This is a genomic window from Nostoc sp. PCC 7107, assembly GCF_000316625.1.
Lineage (GTDB): Bacteria > Cyanobacteriota > Cyanobacteriia > Cyanobacteriales > Nostocaceae > Nostoc_B.
In genome coordinates this window covers 5,596,420-5,614,804 of record NC_019676.1, presented here as the reverse complement: position 1 = coordinate 5,614,804, position 18,385 = coordinate 5,596,420, and the positions used below count along the sequence as shown (strand labels likewise).

Annotated in this window: 21 protein-coding genes and 1 pseudogene; 4 read left to right on the top strand and 18 right to left on the bottom strand. The window is 41.1% G+C overall.

Going from position 1 to position 18,385, the window contains the following annotated elements; genetic code table 11:
* Nucleotides 1-90: 90 nt before the first annotated feature.
* Nucleotides 91-2,082 carry an AarF/ABC1/UbiB kinase family protein gene (locus NOS7107_RS23945; RefSeq protein ID WP_015115517.1) on the bottom strand — a complete coding sequence of 664 codons (1,992 nt, stop codon included), beginning with the start codon at nucleotides 2,080-2,082 and terminating at the stop codon, nucleotides 91-93.
* A 434-nt stretch (nucleotides 2,083-2,516) separates the two neighbouring features.
* Here NOS7107_RS23945 and recN point away from each other — a divergent pair, with 434 nt between their 5' ends.
* The 3 genes from recN (at nucleotide 2,517) to NOS7107_RS23930 (ending at nucleotide 7,488) form a co-directional block, all read left to right on the top strand.
* Nucleotides 2,517-4,262, top strand: coding sequence for a DNA repair protein RecN (gene recN, locus NOS7107_RS23940; RefSeq protein ID WP_015115516.1), 1,746 nt, complete (start codon nucleotides 2,517-2,519; stop codon nucleotides 4,260-4,262).
* 178 nt (nucleotides 4,263-4,440) lie between these two features.
* Entirely contained in the window at nucleotides 4,441-5,871 is a 1,431-nt protein-coding gene (locus NOS7107_RS23935; protein ID WP_044501104.1) for a carotenoid oxygenase family protein, read from the top strand.
* 42 nt (nucleotides 5,872-5,913) lie between these two features.
* Nucleotides 5,914-7,488 (top strand): mechanosensitive ion channel family protein, encoded by a 1,575-nt coding sequence (locus NOS7107_RS23930; RefSeq protein WP_015115514.1) that lies wholly within the window; start codon nucleotides 5,914-5,916, stop codon nucleotides 7,486-7,488.
* A gap of 55 nt (nucleotides 7,489-7,543) precedes the next feature.
* On the opposite strand, the gene NOS7107_RS23925 is transcribed toward NOS7107_RS23930, so the two are convergent.
* The 17 genes and pseudogenes from NOS7107_RS23925 to NOS7107_RS23840 all read right to left on the bottom strand — a co-directional run bounded on the left by NOS7107_RS23925 (nucleotide 7,544) and on the right by NOS7107_RS23840 (nucleotide 17,385).
* Complete coding sequence (locus NOS7107_RS23925) at nucleotides 7,544-8,131, bottom strand: DUF1877 family protein (RefSeq protein ID WP_015115513.1); 588 nt, start codon at nucleotides 8,129-8,131, stop codon at nucleotides 7,544-7,546.
* 232 nt (nucleotides 8,132-8,363) lie between these two features.
* Nucleotides 8,364-9,236, bottom strand: coding sequence for an S-methyl-5'-thioadenosine phosphorylase (locus tag NOS7107_RS23920; RefSeq protein WP_015115512.1), 873 nt, complete (start codon nucleotides 9,234-9,236; stop codon nucleotides 8,364-8,366).
* Between the two features lie 187 nt (nucleotides 9,237-9,423).
* Nucleotides 9,424-9,918, bottom strand: a complete 495-nt coding sequence (locus NOS7107_RS23915; protein ID WP_015115511.1) for an ureidoglycolate lyase — start codon at nucleotides 9,916-9,918, stop codon at nucleotides 9,424-9,426.
* A gap of 9 nt (nucleotides 9,919-9,927) precedes the next feature.
* Nucleotides 9,928-10,368 carry a DoxX family protein gene (locus tag NOS7107_RS23910; RefSeq protein ID WP_015115510.1) on the bottom strand — a complete coding sequence of 147 codons (441 nt, stop codon included), beginning with the start codon at nucleotides 10,366-10,368 and terminating at the stop codon, nucleotides 9,928-9,930.
* A gap of 268 nt (nucleotides 10,369-10,636) precedes the next feature.
* Complete coding sequence (locus NOS7107_RS23905; RefSeq protein WP_015115509.1) at nucleotides 10,637-11,002, bottom strand: clan AA aspartic protease; 366 nt, start codon at nucleotides 11,000-11,002, stop codon at nucleotides 10,637-10,639.
* Nucleotides 10,999-11,271, bottom strand: coding sequence for a hypothetical protein (locus NOS7107_RS23900; RefSeq protein WP_015115508.1), 273 nt, complete (start codon nucleotides 11,269-11,271; stop codon nucleotides 10,999-11,001). Before NOS7107_RS23900 ends, NOS7107_RS23905 begins: the two co-directional genes overlap by 4 nt.
* 72 nt (nucleotides 11,272-11,343) lie before the next feature.
* A complete protein-coding gene (locus NOS7107_RS23895) occupies nucleotides 11,344-11,580 on the bottom strand; it encodes a hypothetical protein (RefSeq protein ID WP_015115507.1) in 237 nt (78 codons plus the stop codon).
* A 198-nt stretch (nucleotides 11,581-11,778) separates the two neighbouring features.
* Nucleotides 11,779-11,886, bottom strand: a complete 108-nt coding sequence (locus NOS7107_RS28170; protein ID WP_157374278.1) for a hypothetical protein — start codon at nucleotides 11,884-11,886, stop codon at nucleotides 11,779-11,781.
* Between the two features lie 40 nt (nucleotides 11,887-11,926).
* A pseudogene (locus tag NOS7107_RS23890) lies at nucleotides 11,927-12,289 on the bottom strand (tetratricopeptide repeat protein); the annotation flags it as partial.
* A gap of 37 nt (nucleotides 12,290-12,326) precedes the next feature.
* Nucleotides 12,327-13,120 (bottom strand): IS5 family transposase gene (locus NOS7107_RS28165; protein WP_085999800.1). Its coding sequence is split into 2 segments (ribosomal slippage): nucleotides 12,327-12,781 and nucleotides 12,781-13,120, totalling 795 coding nucleotides; the frame shifts between segments, so codons are not numbered across the junction.
* Nucleotides 13,121-13,322: 202 nt separating this feature from the next.
* Nucleotides 13,323-13,832 carry a hypothetical protein gene (locus NOS7107_RS23875; RefSeq protein ID WP_015115505.1) on the bottom strand — a complete coding sequence of 170 codons (510 nt, stop codon included), beginning with the start codon at nucleotides 13,830-13,832 and terminating at the stop codon, nucleotides 13,323-13,325.
* A gap of 369 nt (nucleotides 13,833-14,201) precedes the next feature.
* Complete coding sequence (locus NOS7107_RS23870; RefSeq protein ID WP_015115504.1) at nucleotides 14,202-14,507, bottom strand: BrnA antitoxin family protein; 306 nt, start codon at nucleotides 14,505-14,507, stop codon at nucleotides 14,202-14,204.
* On the bottom strand, nucleotides 14,470-14,748 hold the full coding sequence (locus NOS7107_RS23865; protein WP_015115503.1) for a BrnT family toxin: 279 nt from the start codon (nucleotides 14,746-14,748) through the stop codon (nucleotides 14,470-14,472). The genes NOS7107_RS23870 and NOS7107_RS23865 overlap by 38 nt, the downstream gene beginning before the upstream one ends.
* Nucleotides 14,749-14,961: 213 nt before the next feature.
* Nucleotides 14,962-15,339: a hypothetical protein gene (locus NOS7107_RS23860; RefSeq protein ID WP_015115502.1), complete on the bottom strand. Its 378-nt coding sequence runs from the start codon at nucleotides 15,337-15,339 to the stop codon at nucleotides 14,962-14,964.
* On the bottom strand, nucleotides 15,336-15,608 hold the full coding sequence (locus NOS7107_RS23855; RefSeq protein ID WP_015115501.1) for a hypothetical protein: 273 nt from the start codon (nucleotides 15,606-15,608) through the stop codon (nucleotides 15,336-15,338). Before NOS7107_RS23855 ends, NOS7107_RS23860 begins: the two co-directional genes overlap by 4 nt.
* A 356-nt stretch (nucleotides 15,609-15,964) precedes the next feature.
* Nucleotides 15,965-16,438 (bottom strand): type II toxin-antitoxin system VapC family toxin, encoded by a 474-nt coding sequence (locus NOS7107_RS23845; RefSeq protein WP_015115499.1) that lies wholly within the window; start codon nucleotides 16,436-16,438, stop codon nucleotides 15,965-15,967.
* 62 nt (nucleotides 16,439-16,500) lie between these two features.
* The gene (locus NOS7107_RS23840; RefSeq protein ID WP_015115498.1) at nucleotides 16,501-17,385 is read right to left on the bottom strand and encodes an alpha/beta fold hydrolase; all 885 of its coding nucleotides are present in this window, start codon (nucleotides 17,383-17,385) and stop codon (nucleotides 16,501-16,503) included.
* 404 nt (nucleotides 17,386-17,789) lie between these two features.
* Between NOS7107_RS23840 and NOS7107_RS23835 the strand changes: the two genes are divergently transcribed.
* A complete protein-coding gene (locus NOS7107_RS23835) occupies nucleotides 17,790-18,344 on the top strand; it encodes a thioredoxin family protein (protein ID WP_015115497.1) in 555 nt (184 codons plus the stop codon).
* Nucleotides 18,345-18,385 lie beyond the last annotated feature (41 nt).

Below are 18,385 nucleotides of genomic sequence, written 5' to 3'. Positions count from 1 at the left end.
TTGGCCATAGGAGAGAATCATGTCAGAGCAAGCCTCCACTTAAGATATATAACCTAAGTTATTTATGATCAAAATTGAATTGTCGGTTAATTAAACCTTGACTCCTTCGCTTCGCGTTCTGATTTGCTCAATATCTTCTGCTGCTAATAACTCTCGAATTAAATGTGCTAAAGACTTCTGTACCAAACGCGTCCCAATTTGTTGACCTAAACGCTGCACACCAGGATTAACTAATAATTGGGCAAACTGAGGAGCTAGTTGCATGGGGTCAAAACCACGGGTTTCTTGAAGAATTTGCAAAATTTGTTTGATATGCTCTAAGGTTTGCTGTTGTTCTACTGTTGCGGCTGGTGTTTCGTTAACTGCTGTCAAACCTACCCGTTCCCGCAGTAAATAGGTGAAGTTGTGCAGCACATTTTTACTTAAAGCATTAACTCCGTTGACGAATTCATCTACTAATCTGTCACGAATAAATGCACCACGTTCGGAAGAGAGAAAATCTAAACCTTGATTTAAGACTAAATTAAAGTCGTAGTCTTCATTATTACGGGCATTGCGTAACAAATTTTCTAAGCGATTCCAGCGGAATTTGCCTTCTTTAAAGAGTAAATCTCGTAGTGATGTTCTTAATTGGGGCGCTGGGTCAGTTAGCAACCTTTTAGAAACGTAAGGATAAGCTTCGCTGAGAACTTTGAAGTTAGGATCGATAAATATGGCAATTCCTTCTAATGTCACCAGAGAGCGAATAATTAAAGCGTAGTAGGGAGGAACGCGGAAGGGATACTCATACATCAACGCTGAGAGTTCATCCGTGATGCTTTTAATGTTGAGTTCTGCTACACTCGCACCTTGAGCATCAGCAAAGACTCTGGCGAATGCGGGGATAATGGGCGTAAGGTCTGTGTCTGGTGTTAAAAAGTCTAGTTTGACGTAATCTTGGGCTAAACCTTCAAAATCACGGTTGACTACGTGAACAATCGCCTCAATTAAACCATATCTTTGGGGTGGCTGAATCTCGCTCATCATCCCAAAGTCGAGATACGCTAATTTCCCGTCTGGTGTGGCTAACAAATTACCTGGGTGCGGGTCAGCGTGGAAAAATCCATGTTCTAGTAACTGTCGCAAAGAACACTGGACACCAACTTCTATTAAATAACGTGCATCTATACCTTGAGCGCTAATTTCTGCTGTCTGGGTTAGTTTTGTCCCGTTAATCCATTCCATCGTCAGGACGCGACGGTTAGTATATTCCCAGTAAATTTTTGGGACGTAAATGTCTCTAATATGACCGTACAACTGAAAGAATCGCTCGGCATTTTCACCTTCATGGATATAATCCATTTCTTCAAAAATGCGATCGCCTAATTCATCTAAAATTCCGACTAAATCACTCCGCACCCGTTTGACGTTATGTTGTACCCAACCAGCGATGCGGCGCAAAATATACAAGTCAATTGTAATTCTTTCTCTTAAATCAGGACGCTGGACTTTAACTGCAACTTCTTCACCTGTTTTTAGTTTACCTTTATAAACTTGTCCCAAGGAAGCCGCCGCAATGGGTTCAATGGAAAGTTCTGTATAAATTTCTTCTGGTGGTGCGCCTAGTTCTTCTTGAATAAACTGGTAAGCAATTTCATTTGGGAAAGGCGGTAACTGGTCTTGTAACTTAGTTAATTCTTCTAAATAAACAGGTGGTACTAAATCTGGCCTGGTAGATAATGCTTGACCTATTTTGATGTAAGCAGGCCCCAGTTGCGTCAGCAATTCTCGCAGTTGCACAGCCCGGCGACGATCATTTTTAACAACTTTTCCCCGTTTAATATCCCACCACACCCCAAAAGCAAAGGCTAGAGTTGGTTGCAATACCGTAGCAATTCGCTGCAAAACTTGTAGCGGTCTCTTTTGATAATGCGCCGCCACATCTAACGGATTGTACTTTATTGCTTCATACTCGGCGTTTTGGATTAACTGACTAGGCGTTCTGACGACTAAAGCTTGTGTACCATTGTCTGATACGACTTCAGTCTTGTGTAGTTCGCCCTCAATCGTTTGGGAAGTTCGGGGAAGTGTCTTAACCATCATGAAGAAAGCTACCAGTCGAATGGAACTTGTTAAGTATTGTAACAATATGTTTAGCTATCAACATCCCTAATATTGGGGATCAGCTTAATTAGCATTTTCCGCACAAGAATGTTGTGGCTACTACCACTCAAAATATTTATTTACACCAGCAGGGGCAAAGGCTAGGTTTGCTACACTGAAGTGGAGGTACTAGTTCCATTGTAAGTGCTGAGTTGAAAGTGCTGAGAGCCACTGCGTTGCGGTGAGCATTCCGTTAGGCGGCTTTGCCGATTTGAAGGAACTGCGAACCCGAAGGGAGGTTTCCTCCGTTGAAGCAAGTGGCTTTGCTGAGTCAGGAGAAGGAGTGCCGTAGGCACTTAAAAATTAAAAATTTTTTCAATAACACACTCAGCACTCAAAACTCAGCACTCAGCACTAAAAAAGGGAGAAGCCTGATGTTGCTTGGTCTGCGAATTGAAAACTTTGCCCTGATTGACCAACTGGAACTAGAATTTGGCGTTGGGCTAAATGTCTTAACAGGTGAAACCGGCGCGGGAAAGTCGATTATCTTAGATGCGATTGACGCGGCTTTGGGTGGTAAAGTCTCCAGCCGAGTGATTCGGACTGGGACAAGCCGCGCAATGGTAGAAGCGACTTTTCAATCTAATCAGTCTTTAGCCGCTTGGTTAACTGAACAGGAAATAGATTTAATTGATGATAACTCAGTAATTATCAGTAGAGAAATTACAGCCACAGGTAGTAATATTCGCAGCCGATCGCGGGTAAATGGTGTGTTAGTGAATCGGCAACTTATGGTAGGATTGCGCGATCGCCTAGTAGAAATTACAGCCCAAGGTCAAACTGTCCAAGTCGGACAATCTGCCCAAGTTCGGGAATGGTTGGATGTGTATGGTGGCGATGCTTTAATTAAGCAACGTCAAGTAATTGCCACAGCTTATCATGCTTACCAACAAGCCCATTTAGCCTTAGAAAAACGTCGCACATCAGAACGGGAACGCCTACAACAACTCGACTTACTAACCTATCAGGTGCAAGAGTTAACAACCGCCAACCTCAGCGAAGCGCAAGAATTAGAACAACTCACACAAGAACGGGAACGGTTAAATCACGTCGTTGATTTGCAACAGATGAGTTACAAAGTTTATCAGGCTTTGTATCAAAATGACGGAGACACACCAGCCGCCGCCGACTTGTTGGGAGACAGCGAAACCACCTTAAATGACATGGTGGAATATGATAGTCAACTGCAATCATTATTAGAATTGGTGAGAGATGCACAAACCGCAGTTGTGGAAGTAGGACGACAGATTAACGCCTACGGGGACAGTTTAGAAGCCGATCCGCAACGATTGGAAGAAGTAGAAGAACGAATTCGAGAATTAAAGCAAATTTGCCGCAAGTATGGGCCGACACTCACAGAAGCGATCGCCTATTACCAACGCATCCAACAAGAATTAGCCGAACTCAACGATAGTGAACAATCGATTGAAAGTTTGGAACAGCAAGAAAAAACTTGTTTTGATAAACTTACCCAAGCTTGCCAAAAGTTAACTAAATTGCGCCGTCAAACTGCGAATAATTTAGAAACCCGGTTGATCGCCGAACTGAAACCGCTGGCGATGGAAAAAGTACAGTTCCAAGTGGAAATAGTACCCATCGTCCCCACAGCGGCGGGTGCAGACAAAATCACCTTTGTATTCAGCCCTAACCCTGGGGAACCATTGCAACCATTGACAGAAATTGCCTCTGGTGGGGAAATGAGCCGTTTTTTACTCGCGCTAAAAGCTTGTTTTTCTCAAGCAGACTCCGCCGGAACATTGGTATTTGATGAAATTGATGTCGGCGTATCTGGGAGAGTCGCCCAAGCGATCGCCGAAAAATTACACCAACTCGGTCAAGTCCATCAAGTATTATGTGTCACCCACCAACCTTTAGTAGCCGCGATGGCTGACCGTCATTTCCGGGTTGATAAGCAAACTATTACTCAAGGTAAAGGTAAGAAAACAAACAACGGCAGTACAGAACAGCGTACTGTGGTCAGGGTTACTTATTTAGATAACATCAATACACGCCGCGAAGAACTAGCGCAGTTAGCCGGGGGTAAATCTGCAATAGAAGCGATCGCTTTTGCCGAGTCTTTGTTATTACAAGCCGCCAACCACCGCCGCCAAGAATTATAGGCATAGATGATTTTCCGCGTAGACTACAAACATATTGTTGTAAGTGAGTCAAATAACTTGCAGAAGACTTCAGAATTCATGAGAGCGTAGGTACATATAATTAAGGTTTCGAGCTATGTTTTTAAACATGATTTACAGGCTCGAAACTGTTACTTTATATAATCAATATAATCAAAAAATGCCTACTATCAGTAAAACATCAACACAAAAAGCTTGGGCAGGTGCGATCGCTCAACCTGCAACAGAATTTCCCCTGACTCAATTGCCGGTTATCTCTGGTAAAATCCCCAATGGCTTACGCGGCACACTCTACCGTAATGGGACTGGACGGCTAGAACGTGGCGGAAAGCTGATGGGACATTGGTTTGATGGCGATGGAGCAATTCTCGCTGTCCATTTTACCGATGCAGGAGCCAGCGCCGTTTATCGCTACGTACAAACCTCTGGCTACAAAGAAGAAGCCGCCGCCGCTAAACTGCTTTACGGTAACTATGGTATGACTGCACCAGGAGCCTTTTGGAATCAATGGCTCAAACCAGTGAAAAACACTGCGAATACTTCGGTGATAGCCCTTCCAGATAAACTCCTAGCACTGTGGGAAGCTGGTAAACCCTACGCTTTAGATTTGCAAACTTTAGAAACCCACGGTGAAGATGATTTAGGAGGGTTAAATCAAGGATTTAGCTATTCTGCACATTATAAGCGCGACAAGCAAACCGGGGAAATTTTTAACTTTGGTGTCACTCCCGGATTAAATGGCAAACTAAATCTATATAAGAGCAATTCCACTGGAAAAATTACCCAACAAGCAACATACTCCCTGAGCGGATTGCCAATATTGCATGATTTTGTTTTAGCAGGACAATATCTTGTGTTTTGCATTCCCCCAGTGCGGTTGAATATTTTGCCTGTACTGATAGGAACAAGCTATAGTGATGCACTAGAGTGGCAACCTCAACTAGGTACTCAAATTTTAGTTTTTGATCGCCAGACATTATCTCTGGTGAGTCGTGGTGAAACCGAACCGTGGTATCAATGGCATTTTGCCAACGGTTATCTAGATGCTAGTGGTTCAGTGATTGTAGATATTGCTCAATACAAAGACTTTCAAACCAACCAATATCTGAAGGAAGTATCTACAGGTAAAACTCACACGGCTGCTGAAAGTACACTCACAAGAATACATCTTCAGCCCGAAACTGCCAAAGTCACGAGTATTGAGCAAGTGCTAGATAGACATTGCGAATTCCCCAATGTACCACAGCAAAATGTCGGGCAAATCTCTCGGTATACATATTTTGCCTCATTTCAAAAAGGCACAGATATTAGCCAAGAACTATTAAATGCGATCGCCCGCTTTGATCACCACACTGAAATCCTGACAGAAGCGAAATTTCCAGACAATCTTTATCCTTCAGAACCATTACCTGCTCAAGATACCCAAAACCCCAATCAAAGTTGGGTAATGACAGTTGTCTACGATGGTAATTCTCATAGTAGTGAAGTTTGGATCTTTGATAGCGATCGCCTGGACGAAGAACCTGTGTGCAAACTGAGATTACCTAGTGTCATTCCCCCTAGTTTCCACGGAACTTGGAAGTCGGATTAACGAAGTCAGAACAAAGAACAGCGAACAATTGATATTTAAGAGATGAATATACTAATTATCCTGGGTGAAATCATATTTTTAATCGTCATTTTCTGGCTGTTTAACTGGCTGATTGGCATAATCTTCAAGCAGTTGGCTAATGTTTCTTGGATGCAAGGAAAAACTGACAATATAATTTTCTTGCGCCGGAGTATTAGCAGAATTTTCATCCTGATTGCGGTGGTGCTATGTCTAGCACTGGTTAGTGTGAATGGAATAATAATTTATCGTGGTGGAAACGTTCAAGAATTTCAACTTAATCTGATTCGCAGTCTTCCCACTCAATTTTGGGTTAATTTATTTACTGCCAGTTTAAAAACCATAACTTTGCTATTACTAGTTAAATTTACAGTACCACCCTTAAGCCGAGGGATAAACTGGATTTGCGACTACGCTAAAAAAGCAGATCAAATCAAAGCTAATGATGAGAGTGTTGAGGCTTTTTTCCAAACATTAAAAAGAATTATTATTCATAGTATATGGATATATTCTGCTATTTTATGTGCAGATTTTTTGTACCTGCCAGCCGTTGTTACTAAATATCTTTTTATTGCGTTAAAAATTTATCTCACTATCTCAGTTGGTTTACTCATTGTCAAAGCAGTTGCTACTATTGTTGATACCCTGGATGCCCTCAGCTTAAAGTTTTCTAATTCTAACAATTTACTGCGTTTGTATGAACGTTTACGCCACTTAATTCCTTTATTCAAAAAATGTTTAGAATATGTTCTTTATGTAGGTATAGTAAATCTCGTTCTGCCAGAAATAGAACCAATCGCTTGGATAAGTGCCTATACTCCGAGAATTGTACAGATTATTGGAGTTTTCTTTGTTAGCAACGTTTTAATAGAAGTCGCTTACTTTATTCTGGATGAGTTCTATTTAAGAACTACAGATAGTAACGATTCACAACGACAGAAACGGCTAACACTTATTCCCTTAATTCGGAGTTTTGCCAAATACTTTATCTATTTTACTGGCGGAGTAACTATACTCAAACTGATTGGTATTGATCCTGCGCCTATCTTAGCAGGTGCAGGAATTGTAGGGATAGCAGTTGGGCTAGGGGCGCAAAACTTAATTAATGATGTTGTTTGTGGATTTTTGATTTTGTTTGAAAACTATTACTTAGTTGGTGATTATGTTGAAGCTGGGAAAATGGAAGAGAGAACTGTTGAAGGGGTTGTAGAGGCGATTGAACTGCGAACCACTCATGTTCGTCATCCTGATGGTCAATTACAAATTATTCGTAATGGAGATATAGGTTCAATTATCAACTTTTCTAAGCAATATATATATGCCAGGGTAGAAGTTAGTGTTTCTTACAACTCCAATTTAGATCATGTATATAGAGTGGTTGAAAAAGTAGGACAGCAGTTAAAAGCAGATGAACGGGATATTATAGAACCCACGAGAGTAGCTGGAATAGAACATTTTGGTGAGAATAACTTATTGTTGCTGACCTTGACAAAAGTTAAACCAGGAAAACACCTGCATATTCAGCGCGTTCTGCGTAAGATATTGATGGATGCTTTTAATCAAGAAGAAATTGAAATTTGTGGTTTTGCCAAAAATTGATAATAATTAGTAGGTTGGGTGTAACGAAGTGAAACCCAACAAGACCAAACTTTGACTACGTACAATCAAGAATTACAATTCCCAGATTATTTTTAGCAGCATCAACATAGTAAGCAACAAATTCGTTGATAAAATATTCAGAGAAATCTTCAATATTCTCTACAGATTGTTCCAAGTTCCTAAAGTTTGGTTGCAACTTCTCCAAACTACCAATTATTTTACGACGCTCTGCACTGGCAAATATGTTCAAAGCATCCCAACGTGATGCTAAATCTTCCTGAGCAATTTTAGACAAAGCTTGAGCAACTTCCTGAACCTGTTCAAAGGTTAAATAAGTTGCTATCAGTCCATGAGAGCGTAATGACTTTAAACATTTTCCGCCAGCTAAAGCATCGACTAGCAAAACATTTCCATAGTTCGGTATTAATATTTCTTGGACTAGGAATTTAGAATCACTGAACCATGCTGCTGATATGTCTTTTGAACCAGTTAGAAGAAAATATAATACCTCTGGAAAACCGTTATTAACTTCAAGAGAATCATCAGCTTCTCCATCATAGTTATCAGCCCATTGAATTAAAAATGATTCAATGTTGTTGAATATATCGTAATTAACTTTTATCCGGCTCAGTTCAATGGACATACAAATCACCAATTATTCCAGGATCGTATTTAAGCCAAGAATATAGGACTTACGCAAAAAACCTCTCTAACCTGATTCCTTCGTGAACTCTGTGTCTCTGTGGTTCGATTTTCCGTAGCCTGTACGTAAGTCCTGAGAATACTAAGGTTATTGCTAGTAGATTGGGCAAAACAAAATTAACGCCAACACCAAAACTTATGTTGGGTTGCGCTGCGCTTCACCCAACCTACATTTATAAATACTTTTGTAATAACAAATTTAACTTTTCTTTGGTTGCTGCGGGAGCTTTATCTAATTGAGTCAAAATTGCATATTTCAAAGCGGAGTGTGCGTCACTGAGTGGCGGATTTTCACTTAAACGGTGGACGGTTTCTTGAATGACTTTTTGAGCGTTGAGTGCGTTGCGTTGCAAGTTACCAATTACCATCTCGACGGTAACGCTATCATGATCTGGATGCCAACAATCGTAATCAGTGACTAGTGCTAAAGTTGCGTAAGCGATCTCGGCTTCTCTGGCTAACTTGGCTTCTGGTAAGTTGGTCATCCCAATTACCGTTGCGCCCCAACTGCGATAAAGGTTAGATTCGGCTTTGGTGGAAAATGCTGGCCCTTCCATGCAGATATATGTGCCGCCACAATGTAGGGTGACATCTGGTAAATTGAGAGATGCGATCGCTTCTGCTAAAACTCCAGCTAAATTGTGACAAATCGGATCACCAAAGGCAATATGCGCCACAATTCCTTCCCCAAAAAAGGTGGAAATACGATTTTTTGTCCGGTCTATAAACTGGTCTGGAACTACCATATCTAATGGTTTGGCTTCGGTTTTTAAAGAACCCACCGCACTAGCCGAAATTAAATATTCTACCCCTAATTGCTTCATTGCATAGATGTTGGCACGAAATGGTAATTCTGAAGGTAACAGGGTATGATTGCGCCCATGACGCGCCAAAAAAGCTACCTTTGTCCCTTCTAGTGTCCCCAAAATCACAGCATCGGAAGGCGAACCAAAGGGCGTTTCAATTTGCACTTCTTCTATATCCTTCAAAGCGGCCATTTTGTATAGTCCGCTACCACCAATAATGCCAATTTTAGGGTTAACCATAACTTTTGATACTTGTTGCTGATCTGCCTAGTTATTTTACACAGGTGGGCGAGACTTATGAGCAAATCAAGCGAGAATTGCACCTTGATAGTCAAGCTTCCCAGCAGTTATCGGCAATAATGACTCAAAAATTTGGTTGCGATTGCCTCAAGTGCATTAATCTATCTCAATGATCAACAAAAGCAGCTTATACCATCTCAAACTCTAATTGATGACTCTTTAGAAAATCATGGGTGAAATGATCCACCACATTTGTATCAGCCAGTTCTAAATTATAAAAATCTACAATTTCATGATCAAAATAAGGGCCAGCGTGCCAAGTTCCCTCATTTAACTTAATAAAACAATTCCCTGGAATCTGAAAAGCAGCAAGTTCTTCTAAAACTGGTTCATCCAATTTATTATGGGGAGGACATACAGCAATGAACCAATCCTTTCCTTCTAATGAACCTAAACATTGAGTGCATTGCACATGACGCGTAATTTTATTAAATTTACGTCCACGCTTTTCTAGACGCATAATATAAAATCTTGGAGTTCCATTTTGCAGATTTAATTGAGCATCTTCCACATCAAATTGCTTACCATCTGTGCTTGCAAAAATTACTTGTCCATAACGCCGAAAATTTTCCGGTGTGATTAATTCTGCTTGTAATTGTTGGACGGTCTGTGATGTACTCATAATAATAAATTACCATTCTAATACTTTAGGAATAAGTGATTTGGGAACTAACGAAGCTTGGATTTCTTTATCTGAAGGTCTTGTATACCACCAAGCCCAAGCGATTAACACTGCTTGTAATGGCAATCTAATTGCTTGAAATATAGGCGAATCTGAATATGGTATGGTTTCAATTTTAATATGATTAATTGCCATATTGATATTGGCAGGGAAAACAGCAATAAACAGCAGTACTAGTCCCCAAGCCGCAGCTTGACTCACAGGCGGAATTAATAACCCAATACCACCTAAAATCTCATAAAAGCCACTGAGATAAACTAATCCTAAAGGGTAGGGCAGTTGTGGTGGCATGATTTTGACGTAAGGTGCTGGTATAGCAAAGTGTGTAATGCCAACGATGATAATTGATATTGCCAAGACGATACGAAAGAGTTCCTTACGTCTGTTCATGGTTTCGCCTAATTTTATCCTTGCGCTTACCACTTCAGTTTGCTGATATGAGGTGAATTTGTCTTCAATCAATGGTAAGAAACATCACGGAATATTTAGTTAGAGTTTAAAACTTGCTTGCGATCGCTCCTCAATCCAATTCTGTGCAATTCCATTGACTAACTGCTATGGTGAGCGGTGGCAGATATAATCGAAACGAGGTGCGAAGACTCTCTACTGTCCACTCCACTGTGTTGTTAGCCTGTGCTGCGTCAAGTTAGAGCAGCATTTACAATTCATCAATTGTCACCAACCCGCCCTCTGTAAACTGAATCACAAGTTCCTGCTCATCAAGCAAAGCAGTTCCAAGTAAAGGTCGTCTTCCTGTAGCAATGACAAGGACTTCTCGTTCTTCACCATTCCAAAGAACAGTCGCCTCATAAATTGGAAGCAACACTTCAGTGTTATCTGCCAAATTTGCAGGCGTATCGTGCCTAAATGTTAAACCCATCAATGACACCGCTTCCGAAGGAAGACAGAGTTCTCCAGTAAAGCCTGTATCGATGACAAACTCAATCGGGATGCTTGAACCGTTCCGAAGCAGAAAGGTCAGTGCGACAGTGGCGTGTCTATCTGTCACAATTCCAGCAATCACTTGTGAACCTGCTCCATCACCCCACCAAATGAGACAGCAACGTTGTAGCCAATGCGAATACCAAAGAGTCGGGCGTTCGGGTGCTTCTTGCTGAGATTCCGGGATGCTTGCAGTCCAGTTTTATCAACTTCATAATCCCCTGTTTCAATGTCGATGATGACCATCTTACCGATGTTTTCCTCAGTTTCGACCTTTTGGCGGATTCCACCCTCGTACAGTTGCTTTGCCCGACGCGCAACTTCTTCGCGGCTTAAAAGAATGGCTTGCATACGCTGGCTCCAAGTTGTTACGCCAACTTTTTGAACCCCTCTATAATACCTTATAAAAAAATCGCCTGTTAGCTAGATATTAAAACTTGCGATCGCTCCTGTATCCAATCCTGTCAAATTCCAATGCCCTGCTTCAAACTCAGCGATCGCATCTTGAGCAAGCGCCTCTAATTTACCTTCTTCGATGTCTTGCTCTATCTGCTCGTCCCAGCGTTCGTAGTCTAAATCAAGAAACCACAGTCTTAATTTCTCAAAATCACTTGATGGCAACGAAAGGATTGCCGCTTCGATTTGCTCCAGATTGGACATAACCCTTTGTACCTCTCTACCTTGAGAAAATTATAGCTTTTCCGGAAAGGCAAAGTACCTCATAACATCCCATAGAATAACGCCCAAAGGATTAGCTGATGCCGATCGCCTGTTAGTTAGATGTTAAAATCTGCGATCGCTCCCTGCTCCAATCTTGTAAAATTCCATCGACTAACTATTTATTAGACCGCGCCGAAACTACTGCAATTCCCCAACTTGTCTAAGAGCCTCGTCATAAACCTGTTGACTCAAGCGAAATTTAGCTACAGTTCGCAAAGCATCAAGCTGTTCTTGCAAGTTAACAATCGCTCCTTTTCAAGCTAGATAATATTATAAATTAACACAACTAGCTCCTGAAATATTTGCCACAAAAATATTTGTTTAGCCAACGTATCAAGTTAAAAATTAGTATAAATGGTAAACATATAATTACAATTATTGTCTGCCACCATTTTGGATTGATAGTTCTTTTTTGATCATCAATTTGTATAAATGTCAAACGTAAGACAAATGTAAATGACTCACTCAAAATCCATTGCCACCAATTAAGTTCAATTGCTTCTTGCTGGTACTCAAGAATGACTTCCCGAATCCTTTTTGAGTTTGGATGATCAGTACCCATTGATGATTCAGTAATTGTTAATGCTCTTTTCAAGAATTTCTCCATCGCATCATATTTTTCTTGCTGTCGATATATTCCTGATAAACCGACAAGAACAGTAAGAGACTATTTATAAAGTAAATCTTTAGACGACAAGACGACGCAACATAATCCGAGTCATAACAGCATATATAGCAGCTTCACTCATTTCGGGTAGGCGCTCATAATCTTTGCTGAGACGATGATATTGGTTAAACCACCCAAATGTTCTTTCGACTACCCAACGTTTCGGTAAAACCTGAAATTCTGACTCGGTACGCCGTATGACTTCAACATGAGCTTGGATCATCAACCAAACACAAAGAGCAAACTTATCACCGTCATAACCGGAATCAACCCATAAAACTTCAACTTTCTCAAGTAATTCAGGACGCTCCTCTAACAATTCCATCAAAGCATAGGCAGCAAGCACTCGCTCTGGGGCATTTGCTTCACTTACAACCACTTTCAACAATAATCCCAGGCTATCAACCAAAGTCTGTCGCTTTCGCCCTTTTACCTTTTTACCGCCATCAAAACCGTACACATCCCCCTTTTTTGGTCAGTTTTAACTGACTGACTGTCTGCGGCGAGGGCGCTGGGTTGTGTTGATTTACCTAATTTTAAGCGAACCTGACCGCGTAATGAATGGTTTAATTTTTCCCATACCCCTTTGCGCTGCCATTTGCGGTAGTAGTTGTATACAGTTGAGCTGGGCGGGAAGTCTCCCGGAAGCATATTCCATTGGCATCCTGTCTTCAGGTGATAGTAGATAGCGTTGCATACCTCCCGCATATCAGTTGTGCGCGGGTGTCCTCCTTCTTTCGCTGGTGGAATCAAGGGGGCTAGGATTTCCCACTCCATATCTGTTAAGTCTGTGGGGTAAGACTTTCGCGCCATACCTAACTATGTAAATACACTACGTTTAATGTATCTTATCGTTGTCATAACTCTTTTCTTTTCGCTTTTAGATTTACTTTATAAATAGCCTCTTAATGCCAATTTGAGTAATTTCAATTTGATTGAATTTGTTATCCATCAATTTTAGAATACGTTCTAAAAAAACTCTTGGGATTGTAGCTACAGTAAGATCATTGTCTAATTAATAAATTATTTGGTTGCTTTTGAGCTTTACTTTACCTATGATTTCAACTCTTTCGAGAACCGTCTGGCTGTTAGTCTTTCCAGGATCAGACGGCGAGATTGTTTGATCTACTTCAGCATCCAATTCTTCCGCTTCTAAATCCTTGGCACCTACCTGAATATTTTGAGAATTACTTTGTGTCATCAATTCATAAAGATCTACTACTGCTACTGGTTTTCGATCATTCGATAGGAATGTTCGTATTTCTTCCAATAATTTCACTACTTCAGGATCAGCCGGATCGCTGACGATTGGTTCCAGATCGATAACCGCTTGCTGATAATCAATTTTTTGTCCTGTCGTCAATAAATTTTCAGTTTGACTATCTGGAGACTTACGACTGAGTAAAGCCACGAATGATTTTGCTAAATTTGCGGTATGATCGGTAATATTCTCACCAACTTTTGACAACGCCCCAGTACTGATAATTGTTAATCCTTGCAGTAAAATAGTTATTATTTGATCCATATGTTTACCTTTTCAATTACAACCAGCTTTGGTGATTATGGACATTATTACTATCAAATTATATAGAATCTCTCCGTATATCCCTTGGTGTTATCCAGACTTTGTCCGCATAACATCCCTATTTAGAGTATTCAACAGAATTTTTCTGTATGACATCTCATAGAATAACGCCCAAAGGAATTGCTTGAACAAACGCAGTATGGCATCCGATTTATCTTACGAATAAAGATAAAATTAGTGTCTAAGTTTACACCGATCGCCTGTTAATTAGATTTGGAAGTTTGCGATCGCTCTTGCATCCAAATCTGATAAATAATGGTTCACTTGAGCAGCTGCAATGAATGTCAAACTCAGCATCAAAATCTTGTTTTAGTCTGCTTGCAGCGAATTGTTACACGGCTGAGTGTTTACTTTACTATGACTTTCAATGTATTGACGCAAGATTGAGTTGATTAAAGTTTTGTATTCACCATCTTGAGCTTGAAACCACTTCAACACATCAGGTTCAATCTGAACTAACTGCTGTGCTTGAGTTGCAGGAATTCGTAGAGTTGCTTTCTCAAAAAACTCCTCTGTCAATGGTGGGATATCGGAGTAATCAATACCCTCATCGTCCATTGCCTCTAATGCTGCCCAATTAGTACGAGAGGTACTGCTCAAGTCTTCGCCGCTCATATCTATTTGCCCTTCGTGCTGAAATGATCCGAATTACGTCATTCTGTCGTTCTGTCCAAACCACCACCGCTACACCGTTACCGAGGAAACCGATACCGAACCAACGGTCTTCGCCATAATCAAACCGATTGTCTAGCTCAATTAGCATTGGACTCTCAAACATTTCAGGAACATCAGCAAAATCAATCTCATGCTTGCGAATATTCTCTAAATTTTTTGCCTCATCCCATTCAAACTGCATGAAAGACTAGAAATGCCAATTAAACTATCTCTATTATCCTGCACCTGTCAATTTTGCACAAATGCAACTCAGGTTAGTTGGATTTTAAAATGTGCGATCGCGCCTGCATCCAATCCTGCAAAATTCCATCGACTAACAACCTTGTTCACCCACCGCTAGTAATTTCTCGGACTCCACGAAAAGACTCTGTACGGTTTGTGTTCAACGGGATTGTTAGACCGTCTTGACTTTGCGAAGTTTGACGCTACCACCTTCAAAAATCTGCATCGTTAGCTGATAGCCTTCCATCAATAACATTCCAACAAGCGGTTCTGAATCAGCTTCGTCCACTGGGATTGTTAGCAAGGTGCTATCCCAGACTACAACAGCTTCGTAGACGTTGAAAACACACTCACTGCCATCTCCAAGAATTGCCCGTCCTCGTCTTTTCCATCTCAAGTTTAACTCGGCGATCGCATCTGGAGGCAACGACAGCCAACCATTGAAACCTGTGTCTACAATCGCATCTTTTGTAAAAACTTTGCCATCAAAGCGACGAATTGAAAGTGGAATAATTGGTTCAAATTCTGCATTGACTACTCCAGTAATCATGCAGTTCTCGGAGTCCGTCCGCCAAATCGACGAACATGGCGAGAGCCAATTCGGACAATCCAAATTTGAGCATCGGGGTGACGGGTTTCGAGGCGATCGCAAGCTACAATTTCGCTTTTGTCAATTTCAAAGTCACCAGTTTCAAGATCAATCGCTACAATTTTGCCGTCATTCCCAGCCTCAACTTGAGGTTTGATCTGAGTTTCATAAATATAATCACCTCGTTGGGCAAATTCCTCTTTGCTGTAGCGGGGTTGTCGTACTGTCATCGTTCCAATTTTCGGTTTGTCTATGGCTTTATTGTAAGCTGATGCCGATCGCTTGTTAGTTAGATTTTAAAACTTGCTTGCGATCGCTCCTCTATCAAATCTTGTAAAATTCCGTTGACTAACGGCTAAGTTGAGCGGTGGCTAGTATCCTCAGTATCCCTACCAAGATCGCTTGCCCGTCCGCTCCAACGTGTTATTAGACCGCGCCTCCGCGACAAGCTCACGATTTTTCTGCCGCTTTCAGTTTCCTTCTTGCGTAAATCTGCAAATATTGCATCTAGGTCATAATTGAAAGACTTTGCATATGCTTCGCGGATTTGGTGGATTTCTTTGACAATCTCATCTTCCCACATGACTTAACCTCCCATCAGTTCGTTTGGTGTGTAGAGAACAGGCAGCACATAGCCAAAATCGAGGCTAATCTCTGCCAACTTTCCCTGAATTTGAGCATTCGCAATATGCTTACAGTTCCAAGTTAGCAGGTAATCCATGCCGTGGACGGTTGCAGCAGCAATGTGAATTGCGTCAACTCTTGCTTTTGGAGGCAGATTGCTCCGGGACAGAAGTTGTGCGGCTAAATCTTGTACGTCTTGGTTCAACGCCAATAAGGGAAACCCGCGTAGAATCTCTAGTCGTTGTGCGGCGATCACACTATCTCCTTGTGCAACCTCTTCTATAACTGCCTCTGAAGCGTAGAGAATGAAGGCGCTTCGACGAGATTCCCACCAGTCTTTTGTAATCTCCATATTTGCAGCTAGAATCAGGTTTTTGGTTGATCTGGCTGTGAGATAACCCAAGATGCTGGTTTCGATGTAGACCGCTTCACTCATACAAAGTAGGCTGGAATTTTCTCATATTTGTTCCTCATTGAAATCCCTGAAATTTCTTCTGACTATCGCTCCTGTATCCAATCTTGTAAAATCGGGTTGACTAACTCTGGTGCTTCATCTTGGGGGCAATGTCCTACTCCTTCTAAGGGAATGAATTTTTCCACTGATGGGTAGTTAGCTAACTCTCGCCCTAAATTGACTGGTTCCCAAGGGTCGGCGGTTCCCCATAAAATAATTGCTGGACAAGTTAATAATGGCAGTAAGTCTTCTGGTAACGGCCCTGTGGAGTATGAGGTAAATGCCAAAAACACCGCCACAGCACCAGGATCTTTTGCTGGCGCGGTGAGAATATCGACTAGTTCATCTGTGACTGTCTCTGCATTGGCGTAAGCTTGCAGCAAGATTTTCCGCACGGTTTTGGGTTTGGCAACTTGATTAAAAAAGAATTGCCCAATAGGTTTAATCGACAATACCCGTTGTAAAATCGGCGCACCCACACGCCGAGTCCAAGGTAGAGTTTCTCGTTTGCGATCGTGCAGTAATCTTAAAGAACAGTTAATTAACGCTACTCCCAAGGCAATATCTGGAGAACTAACTGCGGCTTGCATGGCTACAATACAGCCAATGGAATTTCCCACTAAAAAAGCTGGTTCACCTACAACTTCCCGGCAAAAGTCTGCTACTTGCTGTCCCCACAGTTCTAAGGTGTAAGCAATTTTTTCTCCCGGTTGAGGTTTTGCAGAACCACCGAAGCCAAGTAAATCTATGGCATAAACCCGACAATTTTGGGCTAGTACTGGGATGTTTTTCCGCCAATGCCATCCAGAAGCGCCAAAGCCATGTACTAAAATAACGGCAGGCCCAGTAGTTCCTTGAGTTTGATAGCAAATTGGGAACCCCTGCCACATCCAAGTTTTTGCGGTTAAATCACTTGTAGAAGTATTCATCGGAAATCTGTATTTTTATTTACTAATTTTAATATTTCGTAATATTTTTGGTAATTTATCTTAAATTGTAGAGGCATATTGTAAAGAGTGTACTAGCAATAAAATTAAATAAGAGCTAAATTGATCACTCTCTTTAATTTAAGGCAAGTATAAAGACTGAGTTAAATTTATTTATAATTGCTTAAAAGCTATAGAAAACCTAGATATTGATATTCCAACCCCATATACTTAATGTAATATATTTATCAACGGTTTGATATTCAGTAGTTTTACAATTTACGGTTTCTCTGTTGATCTCTACAATCGTTTGATATCGAGCATCTGCAATAGGGTGGTTGGCTGCCAGAAAAATGACGCTAAATTTCACCTAAACTTTTGTTCCTAGTTCCTTCTGGTTCACGAAGATGACTATACTAGAAACAATTTATACTCCTGTTGGCGGCTATGCCCCAGATTTTGAACTGCCAGGAATTGACGAGCGAGTACATCATCTCAGGCGTTATTTGGAAAAATACCGGGCAGTTGGCGTTGTTTTTATGGGCAACCACTGTCCTTATGTCAACTTATATCTAGACAAGTTCAAAAAAATCCAAGGGGAATTTGCTGGGAGTGGCTTTACGCTAATTGGGATAAATGGCTGTGATGCTATTAAGTACCCTACAGAAAGCTTTGACAACATGAAAGCTTTTGCCGCCCACCAAAGATTAAACTTTCCCTATCTTTGGGATTCTACTCAAGATGTCACACGGAGTTTTGGCGCAATTAAAACTCCGATGGCTTTTTTAATAGATAGTAATGGGCTGGTGCGTTATAAAGGGCAAATTGATAGTTATCCGCAAGCACCATCATCTGTAAGAGAAGATTATTTACGAAATGCGATCGCTTCTTGCTTTAAAAGTCAAGCAATTAACCCCCAAGAAACAGAACCAGTGGGAACTTCATTGATTTGGCGCAACTAGACATAGATAGTCATTGTGCTGCTATCTTAAATTGGAGGCAA